16 protein-coding genes, 1 pseudogene and 1 riboswitch are annotated in these 19,663 nt (G+C 70.3%); of the genes and pseudogenes, 8 read left to right on the top strand and 9 right to left on the bottom strand.

The annotated features are described in order from the left end of the window. Nucleotides 1–37 precede the first annotated feature (37 nt). Nucleotides 38–1,039 (top strand): serine hydrolase family protein, encoded by a 1,002-nt coding sequence (locus QSJ40_RS09340; RefSeq protein ID WP_285730463.1) that lies wholly within the window; start codon nt 38–40, stop codon nt 1,037–1,039. 59 nt (nt 1,040–1,098) lie between these two features. Here the strand turns inward: QSJ40_RS09340 and QSJ40_RS09335 are convergent, their stop codons facing one another. The 6 genes from QSJ40_RS09335 to QSJ40_RS09310 all read right to left on the bottom strand — a co-directional run bounded on the left by QSJ40_RS09335 (nt 1,099) and on the right by QSJ40_RS09310 (nt 8,378). Further along, a complete protein-coding gene (locus QSJ40_RS09335; protein WP_285730461.1) occupies nt 1,099–2,157 on the bottom strand; it encodes a hemolysin family protein in 1,059 nt (352 codons plus the stop codon). Beyond that, on the bottom strand, nt 2,157–3,635 hold the full coding sequence (locus QSJ40_RS09330) for a hemolysin family protein (protein ID WP_285730459.1): 1,479 nt from the start codon (nt 3,633–3,635) through the stop codon (nt 2,157–2,159). The genes QSJ40_RS09335 and QSJ40_RS09330 overlap by 1 nt, the downstream gene beginning before the upstream one ends. A 369-nt stretch (nt 3,636–4,004) precedes the next feature. Beyond that, nucleotides 4,005–4,769, bottom strand: a complete 765-nt coding sequence (locus QSJ40_RS09325) for a C40 family peptidase (RefSeq protein ID WP_082676952.1) — start codon at nt 4,767–4,769, stop codon at nt 4,005–4,007. 2 nt (nt 4,770–4,771) lie between these two features. Then, a riboswitch (cyclic di-AMP (ydaO/yuaA leader) is annotated at nt 4,772–4,942 on the bottom strand. Between the two features lie 305 nt (nt 4,943–5,247). Beyond that, nucleotides 5,248–5,790, bottom strand: coding sequence for a hypothetical protein (locus tag QSJ40_RS09320; protein WP_053446740.1), 543 nt, complete (start codon nt 5,788–5,790; stop codon nt 5,248–5,250). 171 nt (nt 5,791–5,961) lie between these two features. Then, on the bottom strand, nt 5,962–6,639 hold the full coding sequence (locus tag QSJ40_RS09315; RefSeq protein ID WP_082676971.1) for a FadR/GntR family transcriptional regulator: 678 nt from the start codon (nt 6,637–6,639) through the stop codon (nt 5,962–5,964). 68 nt (nt 6,640–6,707) lie between these two features. After that, nucleotides 6,708–8,378: an L-lactate permease gene (locus QSJ40_RS09310; protein ID WP_006215651.1), complete on the bottom strand. Its 1,671-nt coding sequence runs from the start codon at nt 8,376–8,378 to the stop codon at nt 6,708–6,710. A gap of 170 nt (nt 8,379–8,548) precedes the next feature. Between QSJ40_RS09310 and QSJ40_RS09305 the strand changes: the two genes are divergently transcribed. The 7 genes from QSJ40_RS09305 (at nt 8,549) to QSJ40_RS09275 (ending at nt 17,364) form a co-directional block, all read left to right on the top strand. Then, a complete protein-coding gene (locus QSJ40_RS09305; protein WP_285730453.1) occupies nt 8,549–9,409 on the top strand; it encodes a (Fe-S)-binding protein in 861 nt (286 codons plus the stop codon). Continuing rightward, on the top strand, nt 9,406–11,349 hold the full coding sequence (locus tag QSJ40_RS09300) for a LutB/LldF family L-lactate oxidation iron-sulfur protein (RefSeq protein WP_006215648.1): 1,944 nt from the start codon (nt 9,406–9,408) through the stop codon (nt 11,347–11,349). The genes QSJ40_RS09305 and QSJ40_RS09300 overlap by 4 nt, the downstream gene beginning before the upstream one ends. Beyond that, entirely contained in the window at nt 11,346–11,990 is a 645-nt protein-coding gene (locus QSJ40_RS09295) for a LutC/YkgG family protein (RefSeq protein WP_006215647.1), read from the top strand. Before QSJ40_RS09300 ends, QSJ40_RS09295 begins: the two co-directional genes overlap by 4 nt. 116 nt (nt 11,991–12,106) lie before the next feature. Further along, the gene (locus QSJ40_RS09290; protein WP_058871524.1) at nt 12,107–12,604 is read left to right on the top strand and encodes a glutathione peroxidase; all 498 of its coding nucleotides are present in this window, start codon (nt 12,107–12,109) and stop codon (nt 12,602–12,604) included. A gap of 9 nt (nt 12,605–12,613) precedes the next feature. Then, nucleotides 12,614–14,242: an AbgT family transporter gene (locus QSJ40_RS09285; protein ID WP_251714044.1), complete on the top strand. Its 1,629-nt coding sequence runs from the start codon at nt 12,614–12,616 to the stop codon at nt 14,240–14,242. Nucleotides 14,243–15,160: 918 nt separating this feature from the next. Beyond that, a complete protein-coding gene (locus tag QSJ40_RS09280; RefSeq protein ID WP_053446737.1) occupies nt 15,161–16,318 on the top strand; it encodes an ABC transporter ATP-binding protein in 1,158 nt (385 codons plus the stop codon). Further along, on the top strand, nt 16,318–17,364 hold the full coding sequence (locus QSJ40_RS09275; protein WP_285730443.1) for an NAD(P)-dependent alcohol dehydrogenase: 1,047 nt from the start codon (nt 16,318–16,320) through the stop codon (nt 17,362–17,364). Before QSJ40_RS09280 ends, QSJ40_RS09275 begins: the two co-directional genes overlap by 1 nt. Nucleotides 17,365–17,469: 105 nt before the next feature. Here the strand turns inward: QSJ40_RS09275 and QSJ40_RS12805 are convergent. The 3 genes and pseudogenes from QSJ40_RS12805 to QSJ40_RS09265 form a co-directional block, all read right to left on the bottom strand. Continuing rightward, a pseudogene (locus tag QSJ40_RS12805) lies at nt 17,470–17,586 on the bottom strand (helix-turn-helix transcriptional regulator); the annotation flags it as partial. A 199-nt stretch (nt 17,587–17,785) separates the two neighbouring features. Further along, complete coding sequence (locus QSJ40_RS09270; protein WP_285730441.1) at nt 17,786–18,709, bottom strand: carbohydrate ABC transporter permease; 924 nt, start codon at nt 18,707–18,709, stop codon at nt 17,786–17,788. A 5-nt stretch (nt 18,710–18,714) separates the two neighbouring features. Next, nucleotides 18,715–19,662, bottom strand: coding sequence for a carbohydrate ABC transporter permease (locus QSJ40_RS09265; RefSeq protein ID WP_285730439.1), 948 nt, complete (start codon nt 19,660–19,662; stop codon nt 18,715–18,717). Nucleotide 19,663: the final 1 nt, after the last annotated feature.

Raw genomic sequence — 19,663 nt, 5'->3', positions numbered from 1 at the left:
CCGAACGTGCACAGCACGACTCCCCGAAAGGCCCCGCATGTCCCGCAGGCACCTGACACTGACCCTCACGGTCCCGCTGCTCGTCGGGCTCCTGGCCGGGTGCGGCTCCGATGAGGAGTCCGGCGCGGCCTCCGGCGAGGCCCCCGCGCGCTCCGGCGAGCCGACAGAGCGCTCGGAGCAGCTGCGCACCGATCTGACCGGCACCTGCCTGGCCGACGGCACCGCAGAGGGCCGGCAGGCCCCTGAGCTCGCCTGGCTGGACGCAGCCCCCGGTGCCTCGGACCGCGACGTCCTCCAGGCAGCCGTGGACGGCGCCGAGAAGGATCTGGGCCTGACGGCGAGCATGGGCGTCCGGGTGTCCGGCGGCGAGAACACCACCGCGGGCGGGGAGCGCACGTATCCCTCGGCGAGCCTTTCGAAGGTCCCCGTGGCCCTCGCCTATCTGACGACTCTGCGTGAATCCGGCCAGGAGCCCACGGAACAGGACCTCGCCCTGATCGATACCGCCCTGGTCTACAGCGACAACGACGCCGCCTCCCAGCTCTACGGCGGGCTCGGCGCGACCCCGCTCGAGCAGCAGGCGGCGCTGCAGGAGATGGACGACCTCCTCGGCATGGACAACGGAGCCGAGACCGACTTGCCGGGGCTGAATCCCACCTCCGTCGACGACCAGCTCAGGCTGCTCGCCGCCCTGCAGGACCCGCCCGAGGGGCTGGACGGGGACGACGTCAGCACCGTCACCGAGCTCATGGCCGTGCCCGCCCCCGGGCGGCAGACGCCGGACGAGTCCAAGGACTTCGGCGTCGGCTCCCTCGCTCTGCCGCTGGAGGACCCGGCCGCCGACGACGTGCACGTGAAGAACGGCTGGATCGCCGACGACGACTCCGGGCTCTGGAGCGCGGGCACGGCCGGATACGCCACAGTGCAGGGCACCGATCTGGAGATGGTGGTCCTGCTCGAGGACGCCCCCAGCGCCGAGTGCGGCTTCAGCGCCCTGGACGCCATGGCCCACGCGGGCATGCAGACGGCCGGGAGCTGACAGCTCCCGGCCGCTCGCTGGGGACCTCCCCGGCCCCGCCCGGACTGGGCAGAGAAGGATCAGGCGGTCTCCGGCGTGGTGGCGTCGCGGACCTCCCCCACGAGCTCCTCGAGGACGTCCTCGAGCGCCACGATCGCCCGCTGGTTCTGGCCGCTGTCCCCGCTCGACTCCACGAGCGCCAGGTGCGCCTGCGTGGCCTGCATACGGCGCATGACGGCCTGCAGCTTGGCGTCCTCTGGCACCCGGCCCAGCGAGTGCACGATCGAGGCGTCGAAGACCTCATCGCGCGCCTCAGCGGGCACCGCCAGGATGTCCTTGGTGTGGATGTAGCCCTCCAGGCTGCCGTCGCTGCCCACCACGGGGAAGCGGGAGAAGCCCGTCTCCACGCACAGCTGCTCGATCTGCGCCGGAGTGGCGTCGACGGACACGGTGCGGATCTGATCGAAGGGGATCGCCACGTCCGAGGCGGTGAGCCGTTCGAACTCCAGCGCTCCGGTCAGCAGCCTGATCTCGTCGGGATCCAGCAGGCCCTCGCGGCCGGACTCCTCCACGAAGCCGGCCACCTCCACGGAGGTGAAGGTGGAGGAGACCTCGTCCTTGGGCACGGCGCGCAGCACATGGCGCACCACCAGGTTGGCGGTCTCGTTCATCAGCCAGATGAACGGACGCAGCACGATCACGAAGACCCGCAGCACGGGCCCCAGCAGCAGCGCCGCAGCCGCCGGCTGAGCGATCGAGATGTTCTTGGGGACCATCTCGCCGATCACCATGTGCAGGAAGGTCACGATGACCAGCGCGATCACCAGGGCGATCGGGTGGATCAGGAACTCGGGCACGCCGACGGCCTCGAACACCGGCTCGATCATGGCCGCGATCGCGGGCTCGCCGACGGAGCCGATGAGCAGCGAGCAGGCCGTGATGCCGAGCTGGGTCGCGGCCAGGGACGTGGAGACGTCCTCGATGCCCTTCAGCGCCATGCGGGCGCCGCGGGAGCCGTCGGCGGCGCGGGGCTCGAGCTGATCGCGGCGGGCCGAGACCATGGCGAACTCGGCGCCCACGAAGTAGGCGTTGCCGAGCAGCAGCAGGATCAGGATGAGAATCGCACCGAAGCCGTCCATCAGCGCTCACCCCCGTCCTTGAGCGCGGTGTCGAGGCCGGCATCCTGGTTCTCGGCCATGCCGTCCTCCTCGACCGTCTCGTAGCGGACGGGCTCCTCATCGGGGTCGTCGTCGTCCTCGGGCTCCTGGGCGAGCCGGACCACGACCACGCGCTCGACCCGGTACTGATCCATCTTGGCCACCTTGAGCGAGAGCCGCGCCGGGATGGGGAGGTCGTCCTCGTCCTTGTGCTCGCGATCGGTGCACTCGAGCTGGACCTGGTCCCCGACCTCGGGCATGCGATCAAGCATCTCGGCGATCAGTCCGCCGATGGTGTCGGTCTCCTCGCCCTCGGGGACGTCGAGCTTGACGATGTCGCCGAGCTCGTCCGGGCGCAGCAGGCCGGCGACGACGATCGAGCCGTCGCGGCGCCTGCGGTACTTGGCGAGGGTGGTGTCCTGCTCGTCGTCGATCTCGCCGACGATCTCCTCGATCAGGTCCTCGAGCGTCACGATCCCTGCGGTGCCGCCGTACTCGTCGACCACGATCGCCATCTGCAGGCCGGGCTGACGCAGCTCGCGCATCAGCGGATCCAGCGTCATGGATTCGGACACGGCCTCCACGGGGTGGGCGATCTCCCGAGCGGCGGTCGTGCGGCGCTGGTCGTAGGGCACCGCCAGCGCGTGCTTGAAGTGCACGACGCCCACGATGTCGTCCACGGACTCGCCCATCACCGGGAATCGGGAGTGGCCTGTAGAGGCGGCGAGCTCGAGCAGCTCGGCCACGGTCTCCTCCTCGACGAAGTTCACGCGCGGGCGCGGCGTCATCACATCCGCGGCCGTGCGGTGGCCGAACTCGATCGAGCGCGCCACGAGCTCCGCCGTGGCGGCATCGAGCGTGCCCTCCTCCCCGGAGCGGGAGACGACGGCGGCCAGCTCCTGGGAGCTGCGGGCGTTGGCGACCTCCTCGCGGGGGTCGAAGCCCAGCCAGCGCAGGATCTGGTTGGCCGAGGCGTTGAGCAGGCTCACCAGCCAGCCGAAGACGAACATGAAGACGTTCTGCGGGCGGACCACGAGGTCCGCGACCTTCGAGGGCTCGGCGATGGCCCAGTTCTTGGGCACCAGCTCGCCGAAGACCATCTGCACGAACGTGACGATGATGAACGCACCCGTGGTGCCGGCGAAGGCGACGACATGCTCGGGCAGACCGGTGATGCCGAACAGCGAGCTCAGCAGCACGCCGACCGACGGGGCCGTGAGGTAGCCGGCGATCAGGCTCGTGACCGTGATGCCGAGCTGCGCGCCGGAGAGGTTCGTGGACGTCCGGCTCAGAGCCCTGTCCAGTGCTTCGGCCTTGCGGTCGCCGGCCTGGATCCGGGCGCGGATCTCGTTGCGGTTGATCGTCAGGTAGGAGAACTCGACCGCGACGAACAGCGCGTTGCCGAGCACCAGCAGCACGAGGACGACCAGCAGGACGAGAGCTGCGACGAGGGGGCTCACCTGCGCCTCACCGCCCAGAGGTCGTTCGAGGCTCGATCAGGACGGGACAGGCAACGGGGCGAGTGCCCGGCGGCGGAAGCGCTACTTCGATACTCCGCATCATCCGAGCTCATGGCCCGGTGGGTATCGGGGGCGCCCCAGGTGGTGTCAGAAGGCATGGGATTCAGTGTAAGGGGTCGTGTCACGGGTACGGGAGCATCTGTGCGCAGCGCCGCACGGGCGCCGTCGTCGGACAGCTGGGCGGGTGCGGGCGCTGGGCGGGTGCGCAGACGCCCGTGGGCGGCGGACCAGGACGGTCCGCCGCCCACGGGCGGTGCGATCACTCAGCCCTCTCTCCGAGAGGCTGCTCGATCAGAGTCGCTGTGCGGCTCAGAAGGAGGCGTAGTAATCGGTCGACATGGCCGAGACGGCGTGCACCTGGGTGCCCTGGCTCGGGTTCAGGGCCGAGATCATCTGGCCGTTGCCCAGGTAGATTCCGACGTGCGAGCCGCCGTTCTGGATGACCAGGTCGCCCGGCTGCGGGTTGGAGGTCGGGGTCCCGGCAGCGCCCTGCGCAGCCGCGGTGCGGGGCAGGTCGATGCCGTTCTGGGCGTAGACGTACTGGACGAAGCCGGAGCAGTCCCAGCCGGACGGGGTGGTGCCGCCCCAGACGTAGCCGGCGCCCTGGTAGGACATGGCGGTGCCGGTGACGCCCGAGGTCGAAGCCGAGGCCGAGCTCGAGGCGGACGAGCCGACCGACTGGGTCGAGACGTCGTTCGAGGCGGCGGAAGCGGCCGGAGCCGAGTCGGCGGAGGCCGAGGAGGCGGCCGGAGCCGAGTCGGCGGAGGCCGAGGAGGCGGCGGACGCAGCCGGAGCCGAAGAGGCGGCCGGGGCAGCGGCGGCCGGGGCCGACGAAGCGGCGACCGGGCCGTTGCCGTAGGTGTAGGTCGCGTTGCCGTTGGCATCAAGCGTCCAGGAGAAGTTCCAGCCGGCGGCAGCGGCGGCGGCGTTGTCGAGCCCGGCCCAGGAGGCGGGCAGGTCGCCGGAGTAGGTGGTCGGGGCAGCCGAGGCCGGAGCGATGGTGGCGGCGGCGGCGAAGCCGGCGACTGCGAGGCCGAGGCCGGTGCGACGGGCGGCGGTGGTGATGTTCTGCATGGCTATTTCCTCCAGTGTGCCTACGGGGTGAGCTGTCGGGTGCGGATCCGATGGATCCGGCCGAGGCTCGGAATGGGTGGACAGCCTCGGCTTCACCCCAAGGCCCGCGTGTTCTCGCGAGCCGGGAAGTGGGTCCCCCGTTCCTGCCAGGTCCGTTTAGGGATCTTCGCCGAGCGGCAGCAGGATGCGGCGATCCGCTCGGGAGCGCCGCCCGTCCGAGCGGCACGGGTAGAACAGTAACGAACAGGTCACGGTTTGTCACGGGAAAATAACGTGACGGCGTCCGCAACTGCCCTCGCAGCCCGCCTCGGGCACGACGAAGGCCCCGCATCTTCCAGCATCGCCCCAGGTCAGATGGGGCATTCCGAGATCGATGCGGGGCCTTCGCATGAGACCCGCCACAGTTGAGCAGTGTCGTGATCCAGCGGCAGATCACCGTGAGGTCACGGTCAGATCACCGCCGGTCACCTGCCAGAGCTCACCAGGTGCCCCAGGAGGAGTCCTCGGTGGACTCGTCCCACTCGTTCTCCCAGAAGTCCACGTTCTGGCCCTCGGGGCTGTCGGCGTAGCCCTCGGTGGTCTCATCCCACGAGTAGCCGAACGAGGAGTCGAAGAGGTCCGAGGAGTACCCCTTGGCGTCCTCGGAGTAGCGCTCGGCGTGACGCTCGGTCACGCGGTCGCCGAAGTAGGTGTTGTAGTAATTGTCGGCGTCCTGCTCCGTGATCTCGTTCCAGGACTCGGCCTTGGACTCGGACTGGACGTTCTTGGTGCGCAGCGGATCGGCGCCGGTGCGCTCGTACTGAGACTCGACCTTGCGCTCGGAGAAGCTGTCCGAGTAGACGTCCGAGAACTTGTAGTCGCCCTGAGTGGTGGTGCGCTCGGAGTAGAAGCGCTCGCTCGAGGTGGTGGTGACCGTGCGGCCGGTCTCGGTCGGGGCCGGGGCGGCCATGGCCGGAGCGGCGGAGGCGGCTCCCAGGCCGATCAGGAGGGCAGAGGCGGTCAGGACGGAAGTGCGACGCATGGTGGTGGTCTCCTCGATGTCGTCGTTGGGGGCGTTCGCTGCGGATCAGCGGCCCCGAGGCGGACATCTCCCAGCTCACACCATGGTGATGACCTGGGGGAAGACGACGGCCCACATTTCCTCCCTCGGACGTTCACCCCGCATTCACCTGGGGCGATGTCCGCGCAGCGCTCAGGAGGCGACCGCCGCCTGGAAGTCGAGGATGTGCTCGCGCAGCAGCTCGGCCGCGGCCGCATGATCGCCGCGGGTGGCGGCCTCGAGGATCTCCCAGTGCTGCGCCTGCAGCCGACGCCGCAGCTTCGGCCAGTCCTCGATCCGTGCCACACCCTCGGCCACATAGCCGACAACTGCCGTGCGCAGCGACGTCAGGATGGTCACCATCACGACGTTGCCGGACAGCTCGCCGAGGGTCACGTGGAACTCCGCGTCGAGGGCGTGGAAGAGCTCCTCGGACACGCCTTCGTCCATGCGCTGCAGGATCTGCCGCGCTCGGCCGCAGATCTCATCGCGCACCGCAGGGTCGGACCTGCCCGCACTTTGCATGGACTGGGTCTCCAGCAGGACGCGCATGTCGACGATGTCGGCCATGGGCAGCGCCTGCGTGGCCACGTGCATCCGCAGGGCCCAGGCCAGGGCGTGCGACGGCTCGGACACGACAGTGGCCCCGGACCGGGGCCCCGAGCCCACCTCGCTGGAGACCAGGCCGAGGGCATCGAGCACGCGGATGCCCTCGCGCACGGAGGCCCGCGAGATCTCGAAAAGCTCCGCCAGGGCCCTCTCGGCCGGCAGCTTGTCGCCCACCGAGAGCTCGCCGTCGCGCAGCCGGGCCTCGACCCATTCGAGGACCACCGAGTGCGCGGCGCCCCGGGGGCGATGCGCCCCCGGGGCGAGTGCTCGCAGCCGAGCCTGCGAGTCCGTCACTGGACCGGCAGCATCCAGGCCAGGACGTTGGACTGCAGGAAGACCAGCAGGCACAGCGCCAGCAGCATGCCCACGGACCAGGGAAGCACCTTCTTGAAGATCTCCGACTCCTTGCCCGGCATGCTCACCGCGGTGGCGGCGATGGCCAGGGACTGAGGCGAGATCATCTTGCCGACCACGCCGCCGGTCGTGTTCGAGGCGACCATGAGCGCGGGATCCAGCCCGGCGCCCTCGGCGGCCGTCTGCTGGAGGTTGGAGAACAGCGCGTTGGCCGAGGTGTCCGACCCGGTCACTGCGGTGCCGACCCAGCCGAGCACCGGGGAGAAGAACGCGAAGGCCGCGCCCAGCCCGGCCACGAACGTGCCGATCGCCAGGGTCTGCCCGGAGAAGTTCATGACGTAGGCCAGGGCCAGCACAGAGACGATCGTCAGCGCGGAGAACCGCATCTTGTACATGCAGGCCGCGATCTCCCGCAGCCCCTTGCCGATCGTCATGGGGAAGCGGCCGCCGTGCGTGAACACGGAGTAGATCACCGTGACGAGCAGCCCGGTGATCAGCAGCAGGGTGCCCGGCGAGGACAGCCACTGGAAGGAGTAGACCGTCGCAGCGATCGGCTCTCCGGCGGCGTTGACCAGATGGCCGTCCAGCCCCGGCCAGGGGATCTTGACGTCGGTCGCGGCCAGGGCGGCGGGGATGTCGACCCCTGTGGTCCACAGCTTGGCGATCCCGAAGACCACGACCACCAGGACATAGGGGAGCACGGCCATCCACACACGGGCCGGGGTCAGCTCGGAGACGGAGTCCGCGTGCTCGATGCCCAGGCGGTCCTTGGCCTCCAGGGCACCGCGGGGGCGCCAGAAGCGCAGCAGCACGACGGCTGCGACCAGGCCCACGAGGGCGGCGACGACGTCGGTGAGCTCATAGGAGAAGTGCACGGAGGTCCACCACTGGGCCACGGCGAACGAGCCGCCGATGACCAGGGCCGCCGGCCAGGCATCGCGCACGCCGCGCATGCCGTCGATCAGCAGCAGCAGGAACATGGGGACCACGAGCGCGAAGAACGGGGCCTGGTGCCCGACGATCGCGCCGATGTGCGCGGCGTCGATGCCGGTCAGGCGCCCGGCGGTGGTGATCGGGGTGGCCACGGCGCCGAAGGCGACCGGGGCGGTGTTGGCGATCAGCACGACGGTGGCGGTCTTCAGCGGCTTGAGCCCGATCGCCATGATCATGGTGGCCGTGATGGCCACGGGGGCGCCGAAGCCGGCGAGCGCCTCGAGGAGGCCGCCGAAGCAGAAGGCGATGAGGATCGCCTGGATGCGGACGTCGCCGCCGCCGATCGAGTCGAAGATCGAGCGCATGTCCTCGAACCGCCCGGCCGCGACGGTCACCTGGTAGAACCACAGTGCCATCACGACGATCCATACGATCGGGAACAGGCCGAAGGCCGCTCCCTGGGTGGCCGTCAGCAGCGCCAGGCCGGCGGGCATGCCGAAGCCGAGCACGGCGGCCAGCAGCGCCGAGGCCAGGGCGATCAGGCCCGAGAGCCAGGCGCTGCGCTTGAGCCCGACCAGGCAGATGAAGAAGACGACGAGCGGGACCAGACCGACGAGGGCAGAGAGGCCGAGACTGCCGCCGACGGCGTCCACCTGAGCTGTGTAGGTGTCCACGAGGACCTCCGGAGAGTGAGAGGAAGGAGGGGACTGACGGGATCGACAGCGGTCTCGGATGCGACGGGAGTCACGTTTCAGGTATGGTCTGACCACACGATCCTGACGAGACTGTACATGATGCGCATCACATCGCGGTCGCGTCAGGAGAAGAGCATCCGGGAGGGCCCATGAGGATCGCACTGTTCGCCACCTGCATCGTCGATGCGATGTACCCCAAGGTCGCGCTGGCCACCGTCCGCGTGCTGGAGCGCCTCGGCCACGAGGTGATCTTCCCGCCGGGGCAGGGCTGCTGCTCCCAGATGCACGTCAACAGCGGCTACATCGACGGCGCGCTGCCCGTCGTGCGCAACCACGTCGAGGCGTTCACCGCCACCGACTACGACGTCGCGGTCGCCCCGTCCGGCTCCTGCGTGGCCTCTTTGGGCCACCAGCAGCCGATGATCGCCCGGGAGTGCGGCGACGAGGCCCTGGCCCAGCGCGCCGAGGAGGTCGCCGGCCGGACCTACGAGCTCTCCGAGCTGCTGACCGACGTCCTCGGCGTCACGGATGCCGGCGCCCAGCTCGGATCGTGGTTCCCGCACCGGATCACCTACCACCCGTCGTGCCACGGCCTGCGCCTGCTCGGACTGGGCGATCGACCGACCCGGCTGCTCTCCTCCGTCCAGGACCTCGAGCTGGTCGAGCTGCCCGACGCCTACGAGTGCTGCGGCTTCGGCGGCACGTTCTCCTTCAAGAACCCGGATGTCTCCGGTGCCATGGCCGAGGCCAAGCTGCACAGCATCGAGCGCACGGACACCGAGCTGTGCGCCGGCGGCGACGCCTCGTGCCTGCTGCACCTGTCGGGAGCCGCGCACCGCCGCAGGACGCCGGTGCGCACCGTCCACCTGGCCGAGATCCTGGCCTCCACCCGCCAGAACCCCCTCGAGCTCGACGACATCGCCGAGCTTTCGATCCCGCAGGGCACCGCGTCGATCGGCCCGCGCGCCGAGGCCCCCGCCGTCGAGACCGCTGAAGGAGCCGCACGATGACCGCCGTCCAGCTCGGCATGCCGTCCATGCCGCCCGCCTACGGAGTGGGCAACCTCTACGAGGAGTCCCCCTTCCCCGCCCACGCGCGCGACGAGCTGCGCGATGAGCAGATGCGCGCCAACATCGGCCACGCGACCCACACCATCCGCGCCAAGCGCAACCGCGTCGTCGGGGAGCTGCCGGACTGGGAGGAGCTGCGCGACGCCGGCGCGGCCGTCAAGCAGGAGGTCGCCGCGCGCATGCCCGAGCTGCTCGAGCAGTTCGAGGCCAACGTGACCGCCCGCGGCGGCATCGTGCACTGGGCCCGCGACGCCGAGGAGGCCAATCGCATCGTCACCGACCTCGTGCGGGCCAAGGGCGTCGACGAGGTCATCAAGGTCAAGTCGATGGCCACCCAGGAGATGGGCCTCAACGAGCACCTGGACTCCGAGGGCATCCGCGCGATCGAGACCGACCTGGCGGAGCTGATCGTGCAGCTCGGCGAGGACAAGCCGTCGCACATCCTGGTCCCGGCCATCCACAAGAACCGCGACCAGATCCGCGAGATCTTCTCCCGGAAGATGCCCGGGCTGACCCGCGAGCTGACCGACGAGCCCGCCGTGCTGGCCGAGGCCTCCCGGCGCTACCTGCGCGAGAAGTTCCTGGACTCCACCGTGGCGATCTCCGGGGCGAACTTCGGCATCGCCGAGTCCGGCACCCTCACGGTGGTGGAGTCCGAGGGCAACGGGCGCATGTGCCTGACGCTGCCGGAGACCCTGATCACCGTCATGGGCGTCGAGAAGCTGCTGCCGCGGTTCTCCGACCTCGAGGTCTTCACCCAGCTGCTGCCGCGCTCCTCGACCGGCGAGCGCATGAACCCCTACACCTCCATGTGGACCGGGGTGACCGAGGGCGACGGGCCGCAGGAGTTCCACCTGATCCTGATGGACAACGGGCGCTCGGCCGTGCTGTCGGACCCGGAGGGCCGCGACGCCCTGCGCTGCATCCGCTGCTCCGCCTGCCTCAACGTCTGCCCGGTCTACGAGCACGCGGGCGGCCACGCCTACGGCTCCGTCTACCCCGGGCCCATCGGAGCGATCCTCTCCCCGCAGCTCACGGGCGTGGCCGCCGCGGAGAACGACTCGCTGCCGTACGCGTCGTCGCTGTGCGGGCGCTGCTACGAGGTGTGCCCCGTGAAGATCGACATCCCGTCGATCCTGGTCCACCTGCGCGACGAGGACGTGCGCACCAAGCACGGCGAGCGCCGCCGGGAGGAGAAGACGCAGCGGGAGACGGCCGAGCGCTACGAGGCGCTCGTGCTGGATCAGCACGCGCACAATCCCGAGGCCAGCCAGCGCCACGCCATGCCCGAGACCCCCCAGGCGGGCTCGGCCGGCTCGGCCGGGGCCTTCCTGCGCCGGGCCGTGGCCCGGACGCAGGGGGCCATGCCCTCGCAGATGGACATGCTCATGCGCGCCGCCGGCCTGGCGATGTCCTCGGGCACCCGGATGCGCCTGGCGGAGAAGGCCCTGCCCCTGGGGCGGGCCGCCGTCAGGCCCATGGGCGGGCTGAGCTGGATGCCCGGCGTGCTGGGCGGCTGGACGCAGCAGCGCGACATCCCCGTGATGCCGCGCGAGTCCTTCCGCAGCTGGTGGCAGGACAACGAGGGGGATGCGCAGCAGCGTCGGCGCGCGGATCTGGGCGACAGCGCCCCGGCCTCCGCCCCGCAGCCCCGCCCCGTCGAGGGCCCCTCCCTGGCCGGGCGCACCGAAGACGGCGCCGCCTGGGGCTCGACCGCCCAGGCCGTGCGCGCCCGCCGCTCCGGCGACGCCCGCCCGCCGCGCCCCCAGGAGGGCGATGTCGTGGGCAGCCAGCTCAGCGAGCGCACCGTGGGCGACCCCGCCGATCTGACCTTCGGCATCGACCGCCGCAGCACCGACCGGAACCAGGAGCAGGCATGAGCGCCGCATCGCAGTCCGAGGCACGCACGGAGATCCTGGCCCGCATCCGGGCCTCGATCGCCGACTCCCCCGCGGCTCCGCCGATCCCGCGGGGCTACCGCCGCCGCTCCGAGCTCACCCGGGAGCAGATCGTCGACATGCTCGAGGACCGGCTGATCGACTACAAGGCCGAGGTCCACCGGGAGGACCTGTCCTCCCTGCCGGGGCGCCTGGCCGAGCTGCTGGGCGAGAGCTCCGTGCTCGTGCCGGAGGGCCTGGAGGAGTCCTGGCTGCCGCAGTCCCTGAACCGGGTCCGCGACGAAGGCCCGGACGGCGCTCCCCTGACGGCGCGGGGACTCGCCCAGATCGATGCGCTGGTCAGCTCCTCGACCGTCTCGTGCGCCGAGACCGGCACGATCTTCCTCACCTCCGCCCCCGATGAAGGCCGCCGCGCGCTGAGCCTGGTGCCCGATCACCACGTGTGCATCGTCGGGCTGGACACGGTGGTCGAGCTGATCCCCGAGGCCTTCGAGCGGATCGGCCCGGACCGCCCGATCACCATGATCTCGGGGCCCTCCGCGACCTCGGACATCGAGCTGGAGCGCGTCGAGGGCGTGCACGGCCCGCGTCAGCTGGACGTGATCCTGCTCGATCGCAGCTGAGCCCGCAGCCCGCTCCGTGACTTCCGCAGGCGAAGGACGGGGCGGGCTCGCCCGCTGCTGTGGGGGCCGGCTGAACGTTGAAGGCCTCGTCTCGGGGCAGATCCTCAGGAGAACCCTTGACCACGTTCCACGACTTCAGCGCCGACACCATCGTCGGCTCGCAGGACGTCTTCGACCGCTTCGCCGGTCAGGTCGTGCTGGTCGTCAACACCGCCAGCGAGTGCGGGCTGACGTCGCAGTACGACGGCCTGCAGAAGCTGCAGGACGAGTACGAGGACCGCGGCTTCACCGTGCTCGGCTTCCCGTGCAACCAGTTCGGCGGGCAGGAGCCCGGCGATGAGGAGCAGATCCAGCAGTTCTGCCGCACCGAGTTCTCCGTGGACTTCCCCCTGTACAAGAAGGTGGAGGTGAACGGGATCGACACGCACCCGCTGTGGGCCTGGCTCAAGTCCGAGAAGCAGGGCGAGGACGGCGCGGACATCGAGTGGAACTTCGCCAAGTTCCTGATCGACGGCGACGGCCGCGTGGTCGAGCGCTACGCGCCCCAGACCACCCCGGAGCAGCTGCGCGGCGACATCGAGCAGCTGCTGAGCTCGGACGCCGAGCAGGGCTGAGCCCCGTCGATGTCCCAGGCCTCGAGCGCGCCCCGCGATGATGAGACCCCGGCCGGCCGCGGCCCCCTGATCCAGGGCGGGCCGCTCGGCCGGGTCCTGGGCGCGATCGAGATGATCGGCAATCGCCTGCCGCATCCGTTCTGGCTGTTCATCCTCCTCGCCTTCCTGATCGTCCCGCTCTCGGAGCTGCTCGCCCGCCTGGGCGCCAGCGCGGTGGATCCGACCACCGGCGAGACCGTGGCCGTGACGAGCCTGGCCGACGCCGAGGGGATGCGCCGGATCGTCGGCGGCATCGTGCCGAACATCGTCGAGTTCCCGCCGCTGGGCGTGGTGCTCGTCGTGATGCTGGGCGTGGCGGTGGCCGACGGCGCCGGACTGATCAACACCGCCCTGCGGGTGGTCGTGGCCAAGGTGCCCGCGCGGTGGCTGACCTTCGTCCTGGCGCTGGCCGGCGTCACCGGCTCGATCGCCTCCGATGCGATCACGGTGGTGCTCATCCCGCTGGGCGCCGCCGCGTTCAAGGCGGCGGGCCGCTCGGCGGTGCTGGGCGCCGTCGTCGCGTTCGCCTCGGCCTCGGCGGGGTTCAACGCCTCGCTCGTGGTGAACCTGACCGACCCCCTGCTGGGCGGCATCTCGACGTCGGCGGCCCAGCTCGTGGACCCCGAGTACCAGGTCTCCCCCATCGCCAACTACTACTTCTCGGCGGCCTCCGCCGTGGTGCTCGCCCTGCTCATCACCTTCGTGACCGAGCGCGTGCTGACCCGGATGACGGCCCGGATCCACGCCGCGGAGCTGGCCGCCGAGCGCGACGGCACCGCCGAGACCCCCGACGATGACGACGACCGCCCGCAGATCTCCCAGGAGAACCTGCGCAGCTATCAGCCGCAGGAGATCCGCGGGCTGAAGTGGGCGGGCATCGCGACCGTCGCGTACGTGGCGCTGTACTTCCTGGCGCTGCTGCTGCCGTTCTCGCCGCTGCGCGGGGTCGAGGAGACCGGCGCCCTGAGCTCCGTGCTGATCACCGACATCTCAGGGCCGATCGCCCTGCTGTTCCTGGTCGCGGGCACGGCCTACGGCATCCCCGCCGGGAGCATCCGCAGGCTGGCCGACATCCCCGAGCTCATGGCCCGCGGCATCCGCGACATCGCAGCGCTGCTGGTCCTGCTGGCCGCGGCGGCGCAGTTCATCGCCTTCTTCACCTGGACCGACATGGGCACCGTGATCGCGATCAGCGGCTCGAGCCTGCTCGAGGCCGCCGGTCTGCCGCTGCCGGTGCTGTTCTTCAGCGTCGTGGCGATCGTGGCCGTGCTGAACCTCTTCCTGACCTCGGGATCGGCGCTGTACACGCTCGTTGCGCCCGTGATCGTGCCCATGTTCATGTACCTGGGCGTGAATCCGGAGACCACGCAGATGCTGTACCGGATCGGCGACTCCGCGTTCAACATCATCACGCCGCTCAACGCGTTCTTCGCCCTGACCCTGGGTGTGGTCCAGCAGCGGCTCCCACGAGCCGGGATCGGCACGCTGATGTCCCTGCTGCTGCCGTTCGCGATCTCGATCCTGGTGGTGTGGTTCCTGTTCTTCCTGCTGTGGTGGAGCCTCGGGATCCCGCTGGGTCCGGGAGCGCCGGCGGCCTGAGCCCCGCCCACCCGATCGGCGGCGCGAGATGAGGAACGGGCCGGGTCGCGTGAGGATCGCGACCCGGCCCGTTCATCGCCCGGAGCCGGCCGGATCCGGAGGGTCCGGGACGCCTCGAGCGGGTCTGCCCACCCGTTGCCCGAGGCGTCCCGGAGTGTGCACCAGCCGGTCTCTGCCCACCGGGAGGTGCGATGCGCCGCGGCCCACCAGCCGCAGCACCCGATCCGCATCCGCCCCTCTGACTGCCCATCAGGAGGAGCTCGATGCGCTCGGCGGCCCCGCCCGCCAGGACGTTCGCACCGAGTGACCGGGAGGGCCCTTGCGAGCTCTCACAGTGAAGACCGGCTCAGGCCCGGATCGTGACGCGGTTCTCGAGAAGTTACTCCAGCGTTGCCGAGCGGGCCGGACATGGCGAAGGCCGCCCTCGGGGGAAGGGCGGCCTTCGTGCTGGGGCCGGGACGTCCGGGGAGGCACTGCCCTGCCTCCACCCGGACGTCCCGGGATTCCAGGGTCTCGGACTCTGCCCGCCCGATCCCCTGCTCGGTGCAGCGACTGCCCGTCGCCGCACCCGGTCCTCCCCTGCGCCGTGACTGCCCATCAGCGGCTGCTTCGAGGCGGACCGTGAGGCCCTCCCGCAAGGGGAGGACCGGCATCTCTCCGCACCGGTGGTGCAAGAGCTCTCGCGAGCTCTCACGGTGAAGACCCCGACCGGACCGGATCGTGACGCGGTTTCGTCGGAAGATTCTCAAGATTCTTCTCCGCGGTCCCGACGACGCCTGCGATCGGCCCGAGATCACGCCCCGGACAGGGGTGACGGCTCATCTGGGCCGGTGTACTCTCACAGTTGTATGTGTGCCATCTCACATGCTTCCACGGATCGTCCGGCACGTACCTGCCGGGAAGAGAGCGAGAACCGCCATGGCGACTGTTTCGTATGACCGCGTGACCTGTCAGTACCCCGGAGCCGAGAGCCCCTCGGTCTCCGAGCTCAGCCTGGACATCGCCGACGGCGAGTTCCTGGTGCTCGTGGGCCCGTCGGGCTGCGGCAAGTCCACGACCCTGCGCATGCTGGCGGGACTCGAGGACGTCACCCGCGGCTCGATCCTGATCGGCGATCAGGACGTCACCGACGTCGACCCCCGCGACCGCGACATCGCCATGGTCTTCCAGAACTACGCCCTGTACCCGCACATGACGGTCGCGGAGAACATGGGCTTCGCGCTGAAGATCGCCAAGGTCCCCGCCGACGAGCGCCGGGCCAAGGTCGAGGAGGCCGCGGAGATCCTGGACCTCACCGAGTACCTGGACCGCAAGCCCAAGAACCTCTCGGGCGGACAGCGCCAGCGCGTGGCCATGGGCCGCGCCATCGTGCGCTCCCCCAAGGTCTTTCTCATGGACGAGCCGCTGTCCAACCTGGATGCCAAGCTGCGCGTGCAGACCCGCACCCAGATCGCCTCCCTCACCCGACGCCTGGGCGTCACCACCGTCTACGTCACCCACGACCAGACCGAGGCCATGACCATGGGCGACCGGGTGGCCGTGCTCAAGGCCGGCAAGCTCATGCAGGTCGACACCCCGGCCAACCTCTACGACCGCCCCGCCAACGAGTTCGTGGCCGGATTCATCGGCTCCCCGGCCATGAACCTGGTCCGCAGCGCCCCGGATGCCGACGGCGTCCTGTCGCTGGGCACCACCCGCGTCCAGCTGACTCCCGCTCAGCGCGAGGCGCTCAGCGGCACCGAGGTCACCGTGGGCATCCGGCCCGAGGACCTGTCGCTGGCACCCGAGGGCGAGGGCCTGCCCGTGAGCGTCCAGGCGGTCGAGGAGCTCGGCGCCGACGCCTACATCTACAGCTCGCTGGCCCCGGTCACCGCGGCCAACACCGTGGTGACCACGCACTCCTCCGCCGCGGAGGAGGAGATCGCCGAGGAGGACCAGGCCACCGAGGGCATCACGATCCGCACCGGCGGGCGCTCCGCGGTCAAGGTCGGCGACACCATCTGGACCGTCCCCGCCGTCGATCGCCTCCACCTGTTCGACACCGCCACCGGCCAGCGCCTCCCTGACGCTCACTGATGTCCGTCGACGAGATCCGCGAGATCCCCGATTCCATGCGCGCCAGCGTGCTGCACGGGATCGGGGATCTCGCCGTGGAGCAGCGCCCCGTCCCGCAGCCCGGCCCCGGTGAGGTCCTTATCCGCGTGCTGAGCGTGGGGGTCTGCGGGTCGGACACGCACTACTACGAGCACGGCCGCATCGGCCCCTTCGCGGTGGAGGGCTCCCTGGTCCTCGGCCACGAGCCGTCCGGGCGCGTGGTCGGGCTGGGGCCGGGCACTGATCCGTCGCTTCTGGGCGCCCGGGTATCGCTGGAGCCGGGCATCCCCGAGCCGTTCTCCCCGCAGACGCTGGCCGGGCGGTACAACCTGGATCCGGCGGTGCGCTTCTTCGCCACGCCTCCCGTGGACGGGGTGTTCAGCGAGTACGCCGCGCACCCGGCGGCGTTCTGCCACCGCGTGCCGGATTCGGTCTCGGATGACGCCGCCGCACTGCTCGAGCCGCTGTCCGTGGGCATCGCCGCATCGCGGGCCGCTCACGTCCGCCTGGGCTCGCGCGTGCTCGTGGCCGGAGCCGGGCCCATCGGCCTGCTGGCGGCCGCGTGCGCAGAGGCCGCCGGAGCCGTCGAGGTGGCCATGACGGACATGCGCGAGGACCGGCTCGAGGTCGCCGCCTCCTGGGGCGCCTCGCGCACCTGGGCCGCCGGCTGCGCCCCGGAGCCGGACAGCGCGGACGGCGGCGGCTTCGACGCCTTCATCGACGCGACGGGCGCTGAGCCCGCCGTGCTCGACGGACTGCACCGCCTGGCTCCGGCCGGGCGCGCCGTTCTGGTCGGCATGGGCGCGGACACCCTGGCCCTGCCCGTCCCGCTCGTGCAGAACCGCGAGCTCGTGATCACCGGGACGTTCCGCTATGCCGGGACGTGGCCCACCGCGGTGGCCATGGCCGCTTCGGGTGCGGTGGACCTGGACTCGCTCGTCACGAGCGTCCACGGCCTCGACGACGTCGAGGCCGCCCTCACCGCGGCCCGCACCCCCGGTGCGCTCAAGGCGGTCGTGCGCCCCTGACCCGCACCACACGGAGGTCCCCGGCAGAGCCGCTCTGCCGGGGACCTCCGTGCATCGGTGCCGGGTGCGCCGAGACACGGACGACGAACCATCGCGAGGCACGGCGACTCGGCCGGATTCCCACTTCGTCACGGCCTGGCGCGAGACGCCGAGACGGGTCGCGAGCTGGGCCTGCGACAGACCGGCGCGCAGCCGGCATTCCTTGATCCGGTCGTGCAGCATGACGAGCTCCTCGGATGGGGATGCGCCGGGATCGTTCGGCGGTGTCATCAACCGAGAGCCGTGCGATCCCCCAGCCCACCGATATACCCCCTGGTCACGGCCCTGCGGGGGTGAGCGCGGCGGAGACGGAGACGAGCCCCCGCGATCGCTGCGCGCAGCGGCCGCGGGGCTCGTCGTCATGCGGAGTCCGGACGCCGGCCTACTTGATGGCGCCCATGGACAGACCGCGCACCAGCTGCTTCTGGGCGACCCAGCCGGCGATGACCACCGGCAGCGACGCCAGGACGCTGGCGGCGGAGAGCCGAGCCAGGAACAGGCCCTCGCTAGTCATGGTCGAGACGAGCATGACCGGCACCGTGGCCGCCTCGACGGCCGTGAGGTTCAGGGCGAAGAAGAACTCGTTCCAGGCGAAGATCACGCAGATCAGGGCGGTCGAGGCGATGCCCGGGGCCACCATGGGGATCAGGATCGTGCGCAGCGTGGTCATCAGCGAGGCGCCGTCGATCTCCGCGGCCTCAAGGACCTCCCGGGGGACCTCCTGGAAGAACGAGCGCATCATCCACACCGCGATCGGCAGGTTCATGGCCGTGTAGAGCAGGACCAGGGTCCAGATGCTGTCCAGGACCTTGAGCTGACCGGCGACGACGTAGATCGGGACGATCACGGCCACGACCGGCAGCATCTTGGTGGAGATGAAGAAGAACAGCACGTCCGAGGTCTTCTCGACCGGGCGGATGCTCACCGCGTAAGCGGCCGGGATGCCGAGCAGCAGGACCAGGAGGGTCGAGGCCACCGTGGCGATCGCGGAGTTGAGCATGTAGTCGCCCAGTCCGGCGTCGATCACCGCGCGGTACTGATCCAGCGTGGGCGCGAAGAAGAACGTCGGCGGGTTCGTGGAGGCATCGGCCTCCTGCTTGAACGACGTCAGCACCATCCACGCCACCGGCAGGAAGAACCCGAGGGCCAGCAGCCAGGTGATGAGGGTCAGTGCCGCGCCGCCGATGCCGCCGGAGCGACGCTTGCGCACGGGCGGCTCGGGCCGGTCGTCGCGAGCATGGTCCTGGGCGTCCCAGGGAGCAGAGGTCGTCTCCGCGGAGACGGAGTCATGGGGCTGTGCGGTCATGTCGGTCACTGCTCCGTGGTTATGAAGCTCTTGAACATCAGACGCAGGGCCCAGGTCGCGATGATGATCGTGCCGATCACCACGACCACGCCCATGGCGGCGGCCTGGCCGACGTCGAAGCCCAGGAAGGCTCGCTGGTAGATGTAGAACGGCAGGTTGGCGCTCTGGGTGCCCGGTCCGCCTGCGGTCATGAGGTAGATCTGATCGAACGTGTTGACCACGTAGATCGCGCCGAGCAGGACGCACAGCTCGATGTAGCGGCGCATGTGCGGCAGCGTGATGAGGACGAAGGACTGGATCCTCGAGGCCCCGTCCACGCGCGCCGCCTCGAGGACGTCGCGGGGCTGGGACTGCAGACCGGCCAGGAGCAGCAGCATCATGAACGGCGTCCACTGCCACACCAGCGCCACGATCACGGAGATCCGCGGCATCTGGGAGGTCCAGTCCACCGGGTCGATGCCCACGAGGCCGATCATCCAGTTCACCAGGCCGTAGGACGGGTTGAACATGGACACCGACCACAGCATGGCCGAGGCCACGGGCATGATCAGGAACGGCGTGATCAGCAGAGTGCGGGCCAGGCCGCGGCCCAGGAACGCCCGATCCAGCAGCAGCGCGAAGATCATCCCCAGGATGAGGGCGAACAGCACGCAAGCCAGCGTGTAGAGGATCGAGTTGAGCGCCGCGCCGCGGAACGTGGAGTCGGTGAAGATCGCCAGGTAGTTGCGCAGGCCGACGAAACGGTCGGAGTCCTCGTTGAGGAGGTTCCAGGAGCGCAGCGAGTACCAGATGGTGATCAGGAACGGCAGCTGGGTCAGCGCGATCGTGAAGATCAGCGCGGGCAGCAGCGGAAGACGGCGGCGGAAGGCGTCGCGCTTGGCGCGCTCCTCGACGCTGCGACGGCTGGCGGGCTCTGCGGCCCGAGTGCCCGACGGGGTGGCCACGGTGGACATC

It is taken from the genome of Kocuria sp. NBRC 114282 (assembly GCF_030268385.1).
Taxonomy (GTDB): Bacteria; Actinomycetota; Actinomycetes; order Actinomycetales; family Micrococcaceae; genus Kocuria; species Kocuria palustris.
The sequence above is the reverse complement of the archived record's forward strand: the minus strand, read 5'-3'. Positions and strand labels throughout refer to the sequence as shown.

Bases quoted from the DNA above. Each gene is read 5' to 3' on its own strand.
- QSJ40_RS09340 (WP_285730463.1), top strand. From the start codon at position 38: ATGTCCCGCAGGCACCTGACACTGACCCTCACGGTCCCGCTGCTCGTC.
- QSJ40_RS09270 (WP_285730441.1), bottom strand. From the start codon at position 18,709: ATGACCGCACAGCCCCATGACTCCGTCTCCGCGGAGACGACCTCTGCT.
- QSJ40_RS09295 (WP_006215647.1), top strand. From the start codon at position 11,346: ATGAGCGCCGCATCGCAGTCCGAGGCACGCACGGAGATCCTGGCCCGC.
- QSJ40_RS09300 (WP_006215648.1), top strand. From the start codon at position 9,406: ATGACCGCCGTCCAGCTCGGCATGCCGTCCATGCCGCCCGCCTACGGA.
- QSJ40_RS09285 (WP_251714044.1), top strand. From the start codon at position 12,614: ATGTCCCAGGCCTCGAGCGCGCCCCGCGATGATGAGACCCCGGCCGGC.
- QSJ40_RS09280 (WP_053446737.1), top strand. From the start codon at position 15,161: ATGGCGACTGTTTCGTATGACCGCGTGACCTGTCAGTACCCCGGAGCC.
- QSJ40_RS09335 (WP_285730461.1), bottom strand. From the start codon at position 2,157: ATGGACGGCTTCGGTGCGATTCTCATCCTGATCCTGCTGCTGCTCGGC.
- QSJ40_RS09275 (WP_285730443.1), top strand. From the start codon at position 16,318: ATGTCCGTCGACGAGATCCGCGAGATCCCCGATTCCATGCGCGCCAGC.
- QSJ40_RS09265 (WP_285730439.1), bottom strand. From the start codon at position 19,662: ATGTCCACCGTGGCCACCCCGTCGGGCACTCGGGCCGCAGAGCCCGCC.
- QSJ40_RS09305 (WP_285730453.1), top strand. From the start codon at position 8,549: ATGAGGATCGCACTGTTCGCCACCTGCATCGTCGATGCGATGTACCCC.
- QSJ40_RS09320 (WP_053446740.1), bottom strand. From the start codon at position 5,790: ATGCGTCGCACTTCCGTCCTGACCGCCTCTGCCCTCCTGATCGGCCTG.
- QSJ40_RS09325 (WP_082676952.1), bottom strand. From the start codon at position 4,769: ATGCAGAACATCACCACCGCCGCCCGTCGCACCGGCCTCGGCCTCGCA.